The sequence below is a fragment of the Blastomonas natatoria genome (assembly GCF_003201955.1).
GTDB classification, from domain to species: Bacteria; Pseudomonadota; Alphaproteobacteria; order Sphingomonadales; family Sphingomonadaceae; genus Blastomonas; species Blastomonas natatoria.
The window spans coordinates 51046-67768 of record NZ_QJJM01000006.1 but is presented as its reverse complement, the minus strand read 5'-3'; the positions used below and the strand labels follow the sequence as shown (position 1 = coordinate 67768).

Here is a 16723-nt window from a genome sequence, read left to right as displayed (position 1 = left end):
TATGCCCAAACTTACCGTAGACGGGATCGAGGTCGAAGTCCCCCAAGGTGCCACGGTGCTGCAGGCCTGCGAGGCTGCCGGCAAGGAAATCCCGCGCTTCTGCTATCACGAGCGGCTGAGCATTGCCGGCAACTGCCGCATGTGCCTGGTCGAGGTGAAGCCCGGGCCGCCCAAGCCGCAGGCAAGCTGCGCGCTGCCCGCGATGGACAACCAGGAAGTCCGCACCAACAGCGAGATGGTGAAGAAGGCGCGCGAAGGCGTGATGGAATTCCTTCTCATCAACCATCCGCTCGATTGCCCGATCTGCGATCAGGGCGGCGAGTGTGACCTGCAGGACCAGTCGGTCGCTTATGGTCGCGGCGGATCGCGCTATGACGAGAACAAGCGCGCCGTTACCGAAAAATACATGGGCCCCATCATCAAGACGGTGATGACCCGCTGCATCCACTGTACCCGCTGCGTGCGCTTTGCCGAGGAAGTTGCCGGCACCGAGCAGATCGGTGCGATCGGTCGCGGCGAGAACATGCAGATCACCAGCTATCTGGAGAAGGCGGTCTCTTCCGAGCTTTCGGGTAATGTCATCGATCTGTGCCCGGTCGGTGCGCTGACGTCTCGCCCGTACGCCTATGAGGCGCGGCCGTGGGAGCTCAAGAAGACGCTTGGCATCGACGTGATGGACGCGGTCGGCACCAATATCCGTTTCGACAGCCGGGGCAGGGAAGTGCTGCGCGTGCTGCCGCGCGTCAACGATGACGTGAACGAGGAATGGGCGCACGACAAGACCCGCTATGCGGTCGATGGCCTGATGCGCCGCCGTCTCGACAAGCCCTATGTGCGCCGTGACGGCAAGCTGGTGCCCGCCAGCTGGGCCGAAGCTTTCCAGGCGATAGCCGATGTGCAGGCAGGATCGAGCGTTGCCGCCGTTGCAGGGGATCTGCTCGATTGCGAAACGATGTTCGCTGCGCGCGAACTGCTCGCGAAGATGGGCTCGACGTTGATCGAGGGCCGTCAGACTGGTCTGAAATATGACGTATCAAGCCTAGCCGCCGTCAATTTCAACACGACGCTGAACGGAATCGAGACGGCTGACGCGATCCTGCTGGTCGGCACCAATCCGCGCTGGGAAGCGCCGCTGGTCAACACGCGCATCCGCAAGGCGATCAAGCATGGTGCCAAGGTCTATGGCATCGGCGCCGAGATCGATCTGACCTACAAGGTCGAATGGCTGGGCAACGACATGAGCTTGCTGGCCAGCTTGCCTGAGGCGGTGGCCGAAGCGTTCAAGGGCGCCAAGCGTCCGGCGATCATTCTGGGCGGCGGCGCGCTGGCGGTCGAAGGCGCACATGGCGCGGCACTGGCGCTGGCCGAGACCTTCAATCTGGTCCGCGACACCGAGGACGGTCCGTGGAACGGCTTCAACGTGCTGCACATGGCGGCATCGCGCATGGGCGGGCTGATGCTCGGCTGGGCGCAGCCCGGCGGCATGGCCGATCTGGTCGCTGCCAGGCCGAAGCTGCTGTTCGCGCTGGGCGCGGACGAGGTCGATTTCAGCAAGTTCGATGGCAGCTTCAAGGTCTTTGTCGGCCACCACGGAGACAAGGGCGCGGCGGCTGCCGATGTCATTCTTCCCTCGGCGGCCTATCCCGAAAAGAACGGCACCTATGTCAATATCGAGGGCCGGGTGCAGATGAGCGACAAGGCCGTGTTCGCGCCGGGCGATGCCCGCGAGGACTGGTCGATCCTGCGCGCGCTGTCCGAAGTGCTGGGCCACAAGCTGCCCTTCGACAGCTTTGCCGAATGCCGTGCTGCGATGATTGCAGCGGTCCCGGCGCTCGGCTTCGAGGGCCTGGCCAGCTATGACTGGTCGCCGCCCAAGCTGGCTGCCAGCCCGTCGGGCGAGGTCGGTTATCCGATCAAGGACTTCTACCTCACCAACGCCATCGCGCGCGCCTCTGCGACGATGCAGCGCTGTTCGGCCGAACTGCTGCACGGCGAAGAAATGCTGGAGGCCGCGGAATGACCGAGTTTTTCCAAGCGACGCTGGGCACCGGCTGGGGCTGGTTCGTTGCCAATCTCATCCTGATCCTGCTCATCGCGCTGCCGGTGATGCTGTCCGTGGCGATCGTCATCTATTTCGACCGCAAGATCTGGGCGGCCATGGCGCTGCGGCGCGGGCCGAACGTTGTCGGACCCTTGGGCATCCTGCAGAGCTTTGCCGACGCGGCCAAGGTGTTCCTGCAGGAAACGATCATTCCGTCGGGTGCGAACAAGGGTCTGTTCCTGCTTGCGCCGATCATCACCTTCACGGTCGCGCTGCTCAGCTGGGCTGTGATCCCGTTCGATCAGGACATGGTGCTGGCAGATATCAATGTCGGCCTGCTCTACATTCTCGCCGTCAGCTCGCTGGGCGTCTATGGCGTGGTGATCGCCGGATGGGCCTCCAACTCGAAATACCCGTTCTTCTCGGCGCTGCGTGCCTCGGCGCAGATGATCTCGTACGAGGTCTCGATCGGCTTCATCATCGTAACGGTCGTCCTGTGGACCGGCAGCTTCAACCTAAACGACATTGTCGAGGCGCAGCGTGGCCATGGCCTGGGCTTCATCAACTGGTACGGGTTCAACCTGCTGCTCTACCCGATGGCGGTGATGTTCCTGATCTCGTCGCTGGCAGAAACCGCGCGCGCGCCGTTCGACCTGACCGAGGCGGAGAGCGAACTGGTAGCAGGCTATCAGACCGAATATTCGTCGATGGCCTTTGCGCTGTTCTGGCTGGGCGAATATGCCAACGTTCTGCTGATGTGCACGCTCAATGCCGTGCTGTTCTGGGGTGGCTGGCTGCCGCCGTTCGAATGGGAGCCGCTTTATGCCGTGCCCGGCATCGTGTGGCTGATCATCAAGATTTCGGCATTCTTCTTCATCTTCAGCTGGGTCAAGGCGACCGTTCCCCGGTACCGCTATGACCAGCTGATGCGGCTGGGCTGGAAGGTGTTCCTGCCCATCTCGCTGCTGTGGATTTTCCTGGTGTCGGGTTACCTGATGCTCACGAGATACGGGGTCTGATAGACATGTTGCAGACGATCAAGGCATTCACGCTCTATGAGTTCGTGAAGGCCCACGCACTGACGCTGAAGTATTTCTTCAAGCCCAAGGCGACGATCAACTATCCGTTCGAAAAGAACCCGCTGAGCCCGCGCTTCCGCGGCGAGCATGCGCTGCGCCGTTATCCCAACGGTGAAGAGCGCTGCATCGCGTGCAAGCTGTGCGAGGCGGTATGCCCGGCCCAGGCGATCACGATCGAGGCCGAACCGCGCGAAGACGGATCGCGGCGCACCACCCGCTACGATATCGACATGACCAAGTGCATCTATTGCGGTTTCTGTCAGGAAGCCTGCCCGGTTGACGCGATCGTCGAGGGGCCGAATTTCGAATATGCGACGGAAACCCGCGAGGAGCTGATCTACGACAAGGGCAAGCTTCTTGAGAATGGCGACAAATGGGAAAGAGCCATTGCCGCCAACCTTGAAGCCGATGCCCCTTATCGTTAAGGCGCACTCGAATTCGATTCACGCACGGTCCTGATGTCCGCTGGGAGAGGCGGGCAGGGGCTTGACACAAGACCAGCTCGATTGGGCGCATCGGGGGCTGTAAAGCTTTGATCCAGATTTTTGCCTTCTATCTGTTTGCCTCGGTGGTGATCGCCAGCGGTGCATTCACGATCCTCGCGCGCAACCCGGTGCACTCGGTGCTCTGGCTGATCCTTGCGTTCTTCAATGCCGCAGGCCTGATGGTGCTCATCGGCGCGGAGTTCATCGCGATGCTGCTTGTCATCGTCTATGTCGGCGCGGTCGCTGTGCTGTTCCTGTTCGTCGTGATGATGCTCGACATCGATTTTGCCGAGCTGCGTGGCGGTTTCATGAAGAACCTGCCGCTCGGCCTTGCACTCGCGGCCGTGTTCCTGGCGGAGCTGATCTTCGGCATCGGAGCCTATCAGGCCGGCAATATTGCGCTCGGCGAGAACGCACTGAACCCGGCGCGCATGGGCGCGAGCAACATCCAGGCGGTGGGTGAACTGCTCTACACCCGCTATATCTTTCTCTTCGAAAGCGCCGGGGTCGTTCTGCTGGTCGCGATGGTCGGCGCGATCGTGCTGACGCACCGCAAGCGCGCTGGCGTTCGTCCGCAGAATATCGGCTCGCAGGTCCGCCGCCGTCCGGAAGAGGCGACGCGCAACACCCAGCCTGCGGTTGGCCAGGGGGTCCAGCTATGATCGGCATCGAGCATTATCTGGTGGTCAGCTCCATCCTGTTCGTGATGGGCGTGCTGGGCATCTTCCTCAACCGCAAAAACGTGATCATCATCCTGATGGCGATCGAGCTCATCCTGCTCGCGGTGAACATCAACCTCGTCGCGTTCAGCGTGTTCCTGGGCGACATGGTGGGCCAGGTATTCGCGATGTTCGTGCTGACCGTCGCTGCTGGCGAAGCAGCCGTCGGCCTCGCGATCCTCGTCATCTATTTCCGTGGCCGCGGTACGATCGCGGTTGACGACATCAACCAGATGAAGGGTTGAGGCACATGAGCATTACCCTCATCGTTTTCCTGCCGCTTCTGGCAGCGATGATCGCGGGCCTGGGCAACCGCATCATCGGCAACGTCCCGGCCAAGCTGGTGACGACTGCCGCGCTGTTCGTCGCCTGCGGTCTCAGCTGGCCGATCTTCATCGGTTTCCTGTCGGGCAGCACCACCGAATATGTCGTGCCGGTGCTGTCCTGGCTGCGTTCGGGTGATCTGCAGTTTGACTGGGCGCTGCGCGTCGACACGCTGACTGCGGTGATGCTCGTCGTCGTGACCTCGGTCTCGGCGCTCGTCCACCTCTATAGCTGGGGCTATATGGACGAGGATCCGGATCAGCCGCGCTTCTTCGCCTATCTGTCGCTCTTCACCTTCGCCATGCTGATGCTGGTGACCGCCGACAACCTCGTCCAGATGTTCTTCGGCTGGGAAGGCGTGGGCCTTGCCTCGTACCTGCTCATCGGCTTCTGGTTCCGCAAGCCAAGCGCCAATGCCGCCGCGATCAAGGCGTTCGTCGTCAACCGCGTCGGCGACCTCGGCTTCATGATGGGCATTTTCGGCACCTTCCTGGTGTTCGGCACCGTCTCGATCCCCGCGATCCTCGAAGCCGCGCCTGGCATGGCCGGATCGACCATCGGCTTCCTGGGTGGCCGCTTCGATCTGATGACCGTTCTGTGCCTGCTGCTGTTCGTCGGCGCGATGGGCAAGTCGGCGCAGCTCGGCCTGCACACCTGGCTTCCCGATGCGATGGAGGGCCCGACCCCGGTGTCGGCGCTGATCCATGCCGCGACCATGGTGACCGCCGGCGTGTTCATGGTGTGCCGCCTGTCGCCGATGTTCGAAACCAGCCCGACCGCGCTTACCGTGGTGACCGTCGTCGGTGCGTGCACCGCCTTGTTCGCTGCGACCGTCGGTCTGGTGCAGACCGATATCAAGCGCGTCATCGCCTATTCGACCTGTTCGCAGCTGGGATACATGTTCTTTGCTGCGGGCGTTGGCGCTTATGGTGCGGCGATGTTCCACCTGTTCACGCACGCCTTCTTCAAGGCGCTGCTGTTCCTCGGCGCAGGCTCGGTGATCCATGCGATGCACCACGAGCAGGACATGCGCTATTATGGCGGTCTGCGTAAGCACATCCCGCTCACCTTCTGGGCGATGATGGCGGGCACTCTTGCTATCACCGGCGTCGGCATCGTCGGCGTGGCGGGCTTTGCCGGTTTCTATTCGAAGGACGGCATCATCGAAGCTGCCTTTGCCAGCGGCACGCAGGTCGGCCAGTTTGCCTTTACCATCGGCGTGTTCGCGGCGCTGCTGACCAGCTTCTACAGCTGGCGCCTGATCTTCCTGACTTTCTTCGGCACGCCCCGCTGGATCGAATCCGAGCATATCCAGCACAGCGTCCACAAGACCCCGGCTCAGGCTGGTGCGGACATGACGGGCGGCTATCATCCGCATGAAAGCCCGCTGCCGATGCTGATCCCGCTGGGCGTGCTGACCATAGGCGCGGTGGCTGCCGGTTTCGTCTTCCACCACGCGTTCATCGATGCTGAACATGGCGCGGCGTTCTGGAACGGCAGCCTGTTCTTCAATACGCACCTGATGCACGAAATGCATGAAGTGCCGCTATGGGTGAAGCTGGCGTCGACCGTCGCGATGCTGATCGGCCTGCTGACCGCGATCCTGATGTATCTGGTCAACAACAGCCTTCCGGCCAAGCTCGCGACCGCGCTGTCGCCGCTCTACCGGTTCTTCCTCAACAAGTGGTATTTTGACGAGCTGTACAACCACATCTTCGTCAAGCCGAGCTTCGCGCTGGGCCGCTTCTTCTGGCAGGTGGGTGACGAGGGTACGATCAATCGCTTCGGCCCCGATGGTGCCGCAGTACTGGTCACCTCGGGCAGCCGCATCGCGATGAAGCTGCAATCGGGTTTTCTCTACAGTTATGCGCTGGTGATGCTGCTGGGCCTTGTGGCCGCGCTGACCTGGCTGATGGTGCGCTGACATGAACGAACTGGGCTTTCCTATCCTGTCGCTGATGCTCGCCGTACCGATGGCGGCGTCGATTGCGTGCCTGTTCGTCGGTGCCAATGCCGCGCGCTGGATCGCGCTGCTGGCGACGCTGATCGATTTCGCGCTCGGCATCGTGCTTTGGATGCATTTCGACATCGGCGGCGTACAGTGGCAGTTCGTCGAGAAGGCGGCGCTGTTTGATCGGTTCAGCTGGGCGCTGGGCATAGACGGCATCGCCCTCATGCTCATCATGCTCTCGGTCTTCCTGATGCCGATCTGCATTGGCGCGAGCTGGGAAGCGATTCAAACGCGCGTCGGAGAATACATGGCCGCGTTCCTGCTGATGGAAGTGCTGATGATCGGCGTCTTCGCCGCGCAGGACATCTTCCTGTTCTACATCTTCTTCGAGGCCGGCCTGATCCCGATGTATCTGATCATCGGCATCTGGGGCGGCGCAAACCGGATCTACGCGTCGTACAAGTTCTTCCTCTTCACCCTGCTCGGATCGGTCCTGATGCTGATCGCGATGTTCTGGATGGTGAACGAGGCGGGCACGTCTGATATCCCGACACTGATGGCCTATGATTTCCCGGTCGAGGCGCAGGCCTGGCTGTGGCTCGCATTCTTCGCGAGCTTTGCGGTCAAGATGCCGATGTGGCCGGTGCACACCTGGCTGCCCGACGCGCACGTGCAGGCGCCGACAGCTGGCTCGGTGATTCTCGCCGGTGTGCTGCTCAAGATGGGCGGCTATGGGTTCATCCGGTTCTCGCTCCCGATGTTCCCGGAAGCTTCGGTCGATTACATGTGGCTGGTGCTGGCGTTGTCCATGGTCGCGGTGGTCTACACCTCGCTGATCGCGCTGGTGCAGAGCGACATGAAGAAGCTCATTGCCTATTCGTCGGTCGCGCACATGGCGATCGTGACCGTGGGCCTGTTCGCGTTCAACCGTCAGGGTCTGGAAGGCGCGCTCGTCGTGATGCTCAGCCATGGCCTGGTTTCGGGCGCGCTGTTCCTGTGCGTCGGCGTGATCTACGACCGGCTGCACACCCGCGAGATCGACCGTTACGGCGGCCTTTCGATCAACATGCCGCGTTATGCACTGCTGTTCCTGCTGTTCACTATGGCCTCGATCGGCCTGCCGGGCACCAGCGGGTTCGTCGGCGAATTCCTCTCGCTGGTCGGCGTTTACGAAGTGTCGAGCTGGGCTGCGATCGTCTGCACCACCGGCATCATCTTGGGCGCGGCCTACATGCTCTATCTGTATCGCCGCGTGGCCTATGGCGTGATCAAGTCCGATGACGTCGCCGCCATGCCCGACCTGAACAAGCGCGAGATCGCGCTGCTGCTGCCCATTGCGCTCGTCGTGCTGTGGATGGGCGTATACCCTGAAAGTTTCATGGCACCGATGCGCAAGGATGTGGGCGCGCTCGAAGCGCGGCTCGCCTCGGTCAAGCCTGCGGGCGACGCGCAGGTGAAGATGGGCAAAGCGCCTGTGCTGATGCCTGCCGCCCATGCTGAAGAAGGCCATCACTGATGAATTACGCGCTCTGGTTCCAGCTGGCCTCGCCGGAAATCGTTCTCAGCATCTCCAGCCTCGTCCTGCTGCTCATTGCGGCATGGGGCGGCGTGCAGTCATCACGTCTTGTCAGCATCCTGACCGTGACCGCGTTGTTCGGCGCGCTGGCTCTCTCGTTCAACTTCCTGCTGAACCCTTCGTTCGCGGAAGGCGCGGATGCGTTCTATGGCCAGTACCGCATGGACCGCTTCGCATCCTTGTCGAAGATCCTGGTGTTCCTCTCGGCCATCGGCTGCATCATCGTGGCGCCCAAGTTCTTTGCGCGCGGCAACCTGATGCGTCCCGAATATCCCATCCTGGTGCTGTTCGCGACGATCGGCATGGGCCTGATGGTGTCGGCGGTCGATTTGCTGACGCTGTATGTCGGTCTCGAGATGCAGAGCCTTGCCGCCTATGTGCTGGCGAGCTTCCTGCGGAGCGATGACCGCTCGGCCGAGGCGGGCCTGAAATATTTCGTGCTGGGCGCGCTTGCGAGTGGCATCCTGCTGTTCGGCTTGTCGCTGCTCTATGGCTTTACCGGCACCACCAGCTTCATCGGAATCCAGACTGCTTTCGGCGATGGCGTGTCGACCGGCGCACTGTTCGGCATCGTCTTCGTGCTGTCGGGCCTGGCGTTCAAGATCAGCGCGGTGCCGTTCCACATGTGGACGCCCGACGTCTATGAAGGCGCGCCGACCCCGGTGACCACCTTCTTCGCCACCGCGCCCAAGGTTGCCGCGATGGCGCTGACCATGCGCGTTGCGATCGAAGCGTTCGGCGGGCAGCAGGCGGTGTGGCAGCAGATCGTGATCTTCGTGGCCCTTGCCTCGATCATCCTTGGTGGCGTGGCGGCAATCGGTCAGCAGAATATCAAGCGTCTGCTCGCCTATTCGTCGATCAACAATATCGGCTTCATCCTGATCGGCCTTGCCACCGGCACGGAGGCAGGGGCGTCGGCGATGATGACCTACCTCATCATCTATGTCGCGATGACGCTGGGTAGCTTCATCTGCGTGCTCGACCTGAACGACCGCGAAGGCCGTCCGGTCGAGGAAATCAGCAAGCTTGCTGGACTGTCCAAGACGCGTCCTGGCCTTGCTGCTGCTCTGGCCGTTTTCATGTTCAGCCTGGCCGGCATTCCCCCGCTGTTCGGTTTCTGGGGCAAGTTCGTGGTGTTCGATGCCGCCGTGGCAGCTGGTCTCATTCCGCTTGCGGCTATTGGTATCGCTGCCTCGGTGATCGGTGCATTCTACTATCTCAAGGTCGTCAAGGTCATGTATTTTGACGAACCCGCCGACGTCATCGCGCCCAGCGACTCCGCCGCGCGCATGGCACTGGTGACGCTGACGGCGCTGTTCGTCTCGCCGCTGGGCTATTTCGCCACCCTCGCGTTGAGCCCGGTAACGGCTGGGGCTGCCAAGGCACTGTTCTGGGCAGCGTGATCGAAACGGTCGCGCTGACCGGCTCCACCAATGCCGATATGATGGTGCGCGCCGATGCGGGCGCGCCCGAAGGTTTGTGGTTGCGCGCCGAACAGCAGGACGGGGGCAGGGGGCGGCTCGGGCGCCAGTGGCTGAGCCCGGTGGGCAATCTCTATTGCAGCACGCTCGTTCGGCTCCGCCCCGACGACCCTCCGGCGCATCTGCTCGCGTTCGTCACGGCGCTCGCGGTCCACGATACCGTTCTGCATATTCTGCCCGGCTGCGGCGCGCGGCTGAAATGGCCCAATGACGTGCATGTCGAGGGGGCCAAGCTTGCAGGCATATTGCTCGAGCGGCGCGGTGATGCCGTCGTGGTCGGGATTGGAATGAATGTCGCGCTCGCACCGGATGTGCCGGGTCGTTCGGTAACCAGCCTGCGCGATCTGGGTGCCATGACACAGATCGATGCACAGGCTGTCGTCGAGTTGCTGGCCGATCATTTCGCGGCGCGATTGGCACAATGGCGGTCGGTGGCGTCTGCAACGCTGCTTGATGTCTGGTGCGCTGCGGCGCATAAGCCGGGCGATGCCATGGCGGTGCAGCGCGGGCCCGGAGACCGCATCGAAGGTGTCTTCGAAGGCCTGGCCCATGATGGTGCATTGCGACTGCGCCTATCCGATGGCCGGATTGAAACAATCAGCGCCGGAGATGTCGATCTTGTCGGCTGATGTCATCAGTTGTGCTGAAAGGGGTGTTTGAGATGCTGCTTGCGATTGATGTCGGCAATACGAATGCCGTTTTCGCCCTTTTCAATGGCCGCACGATCAAGACGCGCTGGCGCATTTCGACCGATCCGCGGCGCACGGCGGACGAATATGCGGTGTGGCTCAACCAGTTGCTGGCGATCGAGGGCTTTGTCCGGCAGGACATCGCCAATGTCATCATTTCAACCGTCGTACCCAGGGCGCTGCACAATCTGCAGATGCTCTCGCGCAAATATTTCGATGTCGAGCCCTTGATCGCCGGGGTGGAACCGGCGGACTGGCGGATCCAGATCGATGTCGATGAACCGCGCTCGCTGGGCGCCGATCGAGCGGTGAACAGTATCGCCGCACATGCCCTGCATCCGGGCGATCTGATCGTCATCGACTTTGGCACCGCAACCACCTATGACGTCGTGGATTATACCGGCGCTTACAAGGGCGGGATCATTGCGCCGGGCATCAACCTCTCGCTCGATGCGCTGGTCAATGCCGCAGCCAAGCTGCCGCGTATTGCCATAGAAATTCCGGACACTGCGGGATCGGTTATCGGGCGCAACACCGAAGACCAGATGCAGATCGGCGTCTTCTGGGGCTATGTGGCGATGATGGAAGGGCTGGTCGCCCGGATGCGCGCCGAGATTGGGCGCCCTGCCAAGGTGATTGCCACCGGCGGGCTGGCCGTGCTGTTCGATCGGCACACGACGATATTTGATGCGGTCGAGCCGGACCTGACTTTGCAGGGCCTCGCAATGATCGCCGAAAGGGCTTTTTGAGTAGATGACACCCGGTAAAGAATTGTTGTTCCTGGCCCTTGGCGGGTCGGGCGAGATCGGCATGAACGCCAATCTCTATGGTTGTGACGGCAAATGGGTCATGGTCGATCTGGGCATGACGTTCAGCGATCCCGCCTATCCGGGGGTGGAACTTGTGTTCCCGGATCTCGAGTTCATCGAGGAACGCGCCGAGGATCTGCTCGGCATCGTGCTGACCCATGGTCACGAGGACCATATCGGCGCGCTGCCTTATCTGGCGGCGGACCTTGGCGTGCCGCTGTTCGCCACTCCATTCACCGCCGATCTGATCCGCCGCAAGCTGGAAGAGCAGGGGCTGGTGAACGAGGTCACGCTGAATGTCGTCGAGAATGACGGCAGCCTGCAGCTCGGACCCTTCGGCTTTCGCTATCTGCCGCTCGCGCACTCGATTGCCGAAGGCAATGCGCTGCTGATCGACACGCCTTATGGCCGCGTCTTCCATACCGGTGACTGGAAGCTCGACGATGAGCCGCTGATCGGCGTTCCTTCCACCCCCGAAGCGCTCACGAAACTGGGCGACGAGGGCGTGCTCGCACTGGTCTGCGATTCGACCAATGTGTTCAATCCCGAAAGCTCCGGCTCCGAAGGCGATGTGCGCGATGCGCTGATCGCGGCGGTCAAACCGCTGAAAGGTCGTGCGCTGATCACCACCTTCGCCTCGAACGTCGCACGGCTGCACACGCTGGGCGAAGTGGCGCGTGCGACCAACCGCCAGCTGTGCGTTGCCGGGCGGTCGCTCGACCGGATCATCGCGGTCGCCAAGGCGAACGGCTATCTGCTTGATCTGCCGGAGCTTGTCGATTTCGACACTGCCATGGGGCTGCCGCGGCGCGAGATCCTGATCGTCGCGACCGGTGGCCAGGGCGAGCCGCGTGCGGCTTTGGCCCGCGTTGCCGAGGGCAATCACCAGATCAAGCTGGAAGAGGGTGACACAGTTCTCTTCTCGTCCAAGGTCATTCCCGGCAACGAGATCGCCATCGGCCGCATCCAGAACCGGCTGGCGGCTGACGGCATCCAGATGATCACCGACCGCCAGGCCGATATCCATGTCTCCGGCCATCCCGGACGCCCGGAACTGGCGGAAATGTACCGCTGGATCCGTCCCAGGGTTCTGGTCCCTGTGCATGGCGAGATGCGGCACATGGCGGAGCAGGCGCGGCTCGGGCTCGAACTCGGCATCCCGGCTGCGGTGGTGCAGAAGAACGGCGATCTGGTGCGCCTGGCCCCTGGCGAGCCGGGCGTGATCGGCCATGAACGAGCCGGGCGACTGGTGCTGGACGGCGATGTCATTCTGCCCGCCGATGGCCTGACGATGGGCGAACGCCGCAAGCTGGCGCTGAACGGTCAGGTCAGTGTTGCAGTGGCGCTGAATGCCAAGGGGCGTCTGGTCGGTGATCCTGTGCTGCGGCCGCTGGGCCTGCCGGTAGAGGACGATCTTGAGGCCTTCATAGCCGAGGCTGTCGAGGATGTGCGCGAGGCTATCGAAAAGCCGCCCGCCAAGGGCAAGGGCAAGGCGCGCGCAGCGCCGCAGGGCAATGATGATGTTCAGGAAGCGATCCGTCTCGCCGTGCGTCGCGCTGCCACGCGTTGGACGGGCAAGAAGCCGGTGGTTACGGTCTTGATGATCGAGGCGCAGTGACCCATTTCGGCGGCGCAATCAGGGATTACACATGAGCTGGACGAGCATCCTCGCGATCTATCTGCTGTTCTGGGTCATCACGGCGTTTGTCGTGATGCCCTTCGGCGTCCGCACGGCGGATGAACTGGGCGTCGAAAAGGTGCGCGGTCAGGCCGATAGTGCTCCGGCGAATTTCAAGCCGGTCCGCGTCATGGCAATTACCACACTGGTCTCTGCAGCCGCGTTCGGGCTTTTCTACGCCAATTACATGAATGGCTGGATCAGCCCGGATGACGTCAACATTTTCGGCAAGCCGCCCAGCGCGGACTAGGGGTTCGTGACTGATTTCACATTATCTGCAATTGGCATGCGACATTTTGGAGCTTTGCTGCTATAGCATCGTCATCGCGCGATCCTGATCCCAAGCCTACGCGCGACTGAGAGACCTGCGGCTCTGCTGCTCCACGCTCTTGCTTGTACAGCAAATTGAGCGACAGCCTTGCCCGATATCAATCAGCTTTTCGACAATCTTCACGTTGCGCATCTGCGCGCGCTACACGCCCCCACCGGAGGCGAGCGCGCGGTGCAACACGGCCATGTGCGGCGCCACCGCGAGCGCCTGCATGTCCACGCCTATCCTCAGCCGGGCAGCTTTCTGCCCTGCTGAAGTCATCGGGCCACGCCCCTTGCGGGCGATGTCCGTACTTCCCTCGCAATGGCCGGAGCCGGGCGTTGCAGGGGTCGCAATCGAACTTCCGGCTCCAACCGCGCTGCAAGGACTGTCCACATTTCTCGTGGCCTGCTGCGTTCTTCTCTTAAGGAAATGACTATGCCTATTGGCACCGTAAAGTTTTTCAACGCCGACAAGGGCTATGGCTTCATCCAGCCCGATGACGGCGGCAACGATGCGTTCGTGCACATCAGCGCGGTCGAAGCGTCGGGCATGCACACGCTCGATCGCGATCAGCGCGTGAACTTCGAACTGGAACAGGATCGTCGTGGCAAGATGGCGGCTGTCCGCCTTTCTGCCGCAGCCTGATCGGTTTGCGCACGGCCTGCGGGGTGACACCGTCGCTCCGCAGGCTGAGCGGATCAGCCAGTCGTATGTTCTGGTGACAGGCAAGAGTTTACGCTGACTTAATGCCTCAATGTTAATGCGGCCTCATAACGTCAAGAGGCTGTCTGATGCTCAACCGTTTATTGCGTGATCATGCGCTGCTCCGAGCGAGAGGCGAGACGCTTCTGGGCCTGCTGGACCTGCCAGAGCCCCCCGATCCAGCTGTTCTGGCGGATGCGCGCTGGCAGCTGACCAGTCAGATCATGCAACACCTATCTCTCGAGGATCGCCATCTTTTCGGCAAGCTGCTGGCAGACCCGCGCGAGGAGGTTCGTGCCTTGGGCAACCGCTTCCAGGCGGAGTTGGCGGACCTTTTCACTCATCATGCGGAACATGCACGCACCTGGACTCCAGAGCGGATCGCAGCAGACTGGCAGACGTTTCGGTCAGCCTCTCGTCATCGCGTTCTGGAGATGTTCGCGCGTCTGGACCGGGAGGAGGAAGAACTCTATCCATTGGCGCGCGAGGCGAAGATAGATGTCGATTCCTACGGTCCTCACAGCTTCAACTGGACGCGCGATGCTTTTGCCATCAAGGATTCCATAACCTTGGGCGCCGTCCAGGGCGGAGATTGATCGGCCTCGGTCAGATTCCACCACGCTGCAAGGTTTTCCCGCTTCGGTTAATCGTCTAAGCGCAGCGCCATGTCTGATGCGAATCCCGATATTCTGCCCGCAGGTCTGGCCGATCTGCTGCCCCCACGCGCCGAACAGGCTGCCTGGCTGACCCGCACCGCGATGCAGGTATTCTCCGCGCATGGCTATGATCGCGTTTCACCGCCCCTGGTGGAGTACGAGCGGTCGCTGGCGACGCGAATGCAGGGCACAGGCCGCCAGCATCTTTTCCGCATGGTTGACCCCTCGTCGATGCGTACGCTCGCCATCCGTTCGGACATCACGGTGCAGGTTGGCCGGGTCGCAACCACGCTGATGGCGTCCGCGCCGCGCCCCTTGCGGTTGAGCTATGCCGGGCAGGTGCTGCGTATTGCTTCTGACCAGCTTGCGCCAGAGCGTGAACGTCTGCAGATCGGCGCAGAACTGATCGGGCATGACAATGTTCCCGCCGCGCAAGAAGTCGTGCGGATTGCCATCGAGGCGCTGGTCCAGACCGGGGCTACCGGGATCACGGTAGACCTGACCCTGCCCGATCTGGTCGATACGCTCGCAACCAGCGCTTTTCCGTTACCCCCGGCGATGATCGGGGCAGTGCGGCGCGAGCTCGACATGAAGGACGCTGGCGGCCTGACAGCGCTGGGCGCCGATGCTTATCTGCCTCTGCTATATGCCATGGGGCCGTTCGACGAAGCGATCGACGCGCTGGCAGCGATCGACGCCGGCGGTGCTCTGGCCAGCCGGATCCGTGCGTTGCGAGAGATCGCTGCAGCGATCCCGGTTGATGTGAAGGTGACCCTTGACCCGACCGAACGGCATGGCTTCGAATATCAAAGCTGGTTCGGTTTCTCGGTTTATGCCGATGGATGCCCCGGTGCACTCGCACGCGGTGGAACCTATGCCATTCCCGATGGCAAGGGCGGGCAGGAGGTTGCCACGGGATTTTCGCTCTATCCAGATGCACTGCTCGACTTGGGTGCTGCGGACAGCGGGCAGGGGGCAGGCAAACTCTTCCTCCCCCTCGATCACGATCACCAAGTGGCTGCACGGCTGCGAGCAATCGGCTGGCGCACAGTCGCGGCGCTCACGCCGGACGACGACCCTGCTGCACTCGGCTGCACCCATCAGCTTGTGGGCCAGGATAGCGTTCCTCTCTAGAGACTGGCCAGAAACCTCTCGACCACGCCGGTATGCGGATGACCGGGTTCGCCAAGTTCGCGGTTGATCGTCATGTGGGATTCGTCTTCGATCGGATCGATCTGAACCGTTGCGCCAGCATTCTGCAGGGCACGCGCCAGGGCGTTTGACTGGGCGGCGGCATCTGCGCGACGGGCAACGTGAAGGATCAGCCAGCGCGGCGCGTTCGGCGCAGCGGCGTGGACGGTCGGCGAGAGCCTCGCCTGCCGGGCGGGGTCGGTACCGAATGCAGGCTCATATGTCCGTCTCGTCATGAAGCTGCCCTGCTTCATTTGTTCCGCCACATCATAGGCCGCGCCGTCGAGCAGGATGATTGCGGCCAGACTCCTCAGGTTCGGCTCGAGCCATTGCGGATCGGTGCCGACAAGCGCGGAAAGGTGCGCGCCCGCGCTATGGCCCATCAGCACGATCCGTTCGGGATCGATGCCCAGGACAGTTGCATCCCGCTTCAGCCGCGCAATGGCGGCAGCGATGTCCGCAGCCTGTTGCTCCACTGGCGCTTCGGGAAGCAGGCGATATCCGACCGAAGCAAAGGCCCAGCCCTGCGCGTTGAAGAAATCAGGCTTTTGCTGAACCATCCCCTTGTCGCCCTTGCTCCAACCGCCGCCATGGACATAGACCAAGAGCGGATAGCCTTTGGCCGGGAGCGCAGCCTTCGGCATGTAGAGGTCCAGCTTCTGCGCTGCGTTGCTGCCATAGGTGACGGTGCGCGCACGGGCGGCGGTCTGTTCGCTGGTGTCGCTCTGCTGCATGCGCCTGGCCATGGCCTTGAGCATCTCACCCTTGCAGGGCTGGGATAGCTGGTCCTTCTTCTCGCGCAGGCACTCCCGCATCTCGCCGCGATTGACGCCGCAGAGTTGCACGACCTCTCGCCGACATTCGCGCGACAGCATGCGCCCGCCCTCGCGCGCCTGCTGTGCCAGCACCGGCGCGATCAGCAACCCTGCACTCAGAATGATCAGGCCCTTTTTCAGCATGTCTCGTCCTCCAGTTCCTGCCGGGAAGCAATCTGCCGTGACGGGTCGTGCCCGGTCCATCCTTGAAGTG

General features: G+C 62.2%; 17 protein-coding genes. 16 read left to right on the top strand and 1 reads right to left on the bottom strand.

Going from position 1 to position 16723, the window contains the following annotated elements:
• The first annotated feature begins 1 nt into the window (after position 1).
• From nuoG to C7451_RS08690, 16 genes are all read left to right on the top strand, one after another.
• Complete coding sequence (nuoG, locus tag C7451_RS08760) at positions 2 to 2020, top strand: NADH-quinone oxidoreductase subunit NuoG (protein WP_110298593.1); 2019 nt, start codon at positions 2 to 4, stop codon at positions 2018 to 2020.
• On the top strand, positions 2017 to 3060 hold the full coding sequence (gene nuoH / locus C7451_RS08755; protein ID WP_110298592.1) for an NADH-quinone oxidoreductase subunit NuoH: 1044 nt from the start codon (positions 2017 to 2019) through the stop codon (positions 3058 to 3060). Before nuoG ends, nuoH begins: the two co-directional genes overlap by 4 nt.
• A gap of 5 nt (positions 3061 to 3065) precedes the next feature.
• Positions 3066 to 3545, top strand: coding sequence for an NADH-quinone oxidoreductase subunit NuoI (gene nuoI, locus C7451_RS08750; protein ID WP_066275282.1), 480 nt, complete (start codon positions 3066 to 3068; stop codon positions 3543 to 3545).
• A gap of 107 nt (positions 3546 to 3652) precedes the next feature.
• Positions 3653 to 4267: an NADH-quinone oxidoreductase subunit J gene (locus tag C7451_RS08745; RefSeq protein ID WP_110298591.1), complete on the top strand. Its 615-nt coding sequence runs from the start codon at positions 3653 to 3655 to the stop codon at positions 4265 to 4267.
• The gene (nuoK, locus tag C7451_RS08740; RefSeq protein ID WP_017671024.1) at positions 4264 to 4569 is read left to right on the top strand and encodes an NADH-quinone oxidoreductase subunit NuoK; all 306 of its coding nucleotides are present in this window, start codon (positions 4264 to 4266) and stop codon (positions 4567 to 4569) included. The genes C7451_RS08745 and nuoK overlap by 4 nt, the downstream gene beginning before the upstream one ends.
• 5 nt (positions 4570 to 4574) lie before the next feature.
• Positions 4575 to 6572 carry an NADH-quinone oxidoreductase subunit L gene (gene nuoL / locus C7451_RS08735; RefSeq protein WP_110298590.1) on the top strand — a complete coding sequence of 666 codons (1998 nt, stop codon included), beginning with the start codon at positions 4575 to 4577 and terminating at the stop codon, positions 6570 to 6572.
• A 1-nt stretch (position 6573) separates the two neighbouring features.
• Positions 6574 to 8115, top strand: coding sequence for an NADH-quinone oxidoreductase subunit M (locus C7451_RS08730; RefSeq protein ID WP_110298589.1), 1542 nt, complete (start codon positions 6574 to 6576; stop codon positions 8113 to 8115).
• Positions 8115 to 9578, top strand: coding sequence for an NADH-quinone oxidoreductase subunit NuoN (nuoN, locus tag C7451_RS08725; protein WP_110298588.1), 1464 nt, complete (start codon positions 8115 to 8117; stop codon positions 9576 to 9578). Before C7451_RS08730 ends, nuoN begins: the two co-directional genes overlap by 1 nt.
• Complete coding sequence (locus C7451_RS08720; RefSeq protein WP_110298587.1) at positions 9575 to 10285, top strand: biotin--[acetyl-CoA-carboxylase] ligase; 711 nt, start codon at positions 9575 to 9577, stop codon at positions 10283 to 10285. The genes nuoN and C7451_RS08720 overlap by 4 nt, the downstream gene beginning before the upstream one ends.
• Positions 10286 to 10317: 32 nt before the next feature.
• Positions 10318 to 11094 (top strand): type III pantothenate kinase, encoded by a 777-nt coding sequence (locus C7451_RS08715; RefSeq protein WP_110298776.1) that lies wholly within the window; start codon positions 10318 to 10320, stop codon positions 11092 to 11094.
• A 4-nt stretch (positions 11095 to 11098) separates the two neighbouring features.
• Positions 11099 to 12772 (top strand): ribonuclease J, encoded by a 1674-nt coding sequence (locus C7451_RS08710; RefSeq protein ID WP_110298586.1) that lies wholly within the window; start codon positions 11099 to 11101, stop codon positions 12770 to 12772.
• A 31-nt stretch (positions 12773 to 12803) separates the two neighbouring features.
• Positions 12804 to 13082 (top strand): DUF1467 family protein, encoded by a 279-nt coding sequence (locus tag C7451_RS08705; protein WP_110298585.1) that lies wholly within the window; start codon positions 12804 to 12806, stop codon positions 13080 to 13082.
• A 168-nt stretch (positions 13083 to 13250) separates the two neighbouring features.
• Complete coding sequence (locus C7451_RS19935; protein WP_167398486.1) at positions 13251 to 13418, top strand: hypothetical protein; 168 nt, start codon at positions 13251 to 13253, stop codon at positions 13416 to 13418.
• 162 nt (positions 13419 to 13580) lie between these two features.
• Positions 13581 to 13790, top strand: a complete 210-nt coding sequence (locus C7451_RS08700; RefSeq protein ID WP_110298775.1) for a cold-shock protein — start codon at positions 13581 to 13583, stop codon at positions 13788 to 13790.
• Positions 13791 to 13936: 146 nt separating this feature from the next.
• Positions 13937 to 14443, top strand: a complete 507-nt coding sequence (locus C7451_RS08695) for a hypothetical protein (protein WP_110298584.1) — start codon at positions 13937 to 13939, stop codon at positions 14441 to 14443.
• Positions 14444 to 14512: 69 nt separating this feature from the next.
• Positions 14513 to 15637, top strand: a complete 1125-nt coding sequence (locus tag C7451_RS08690; RefSeq protein ID WP_110298583.1) for an ATP phosphoribosyltransferase regulatory subunit — start codon at positions 14513 to 14515, stop codon at positions 15635 to 15637.
• Here C7451_RS08690 and C7451_RS08685 read toward each other — a convergent pair.
• Positions 15634 to 16653, bottom strand: coding sequence for an alpha/beta hydrolase (locus tag C7451_RS08685; RefSeq protein WP_244181750.1), 1020 nt, complete (start codon positions 16651 to 16653; stop codon positions 15634 to 15636). The genes C7451_RS08690 and C7451_RS08685 overlap by 4 nt on opposite strands.
• Between the last annotated feature and the right edge of the window lie 70 nt (positions 16654 to 16723).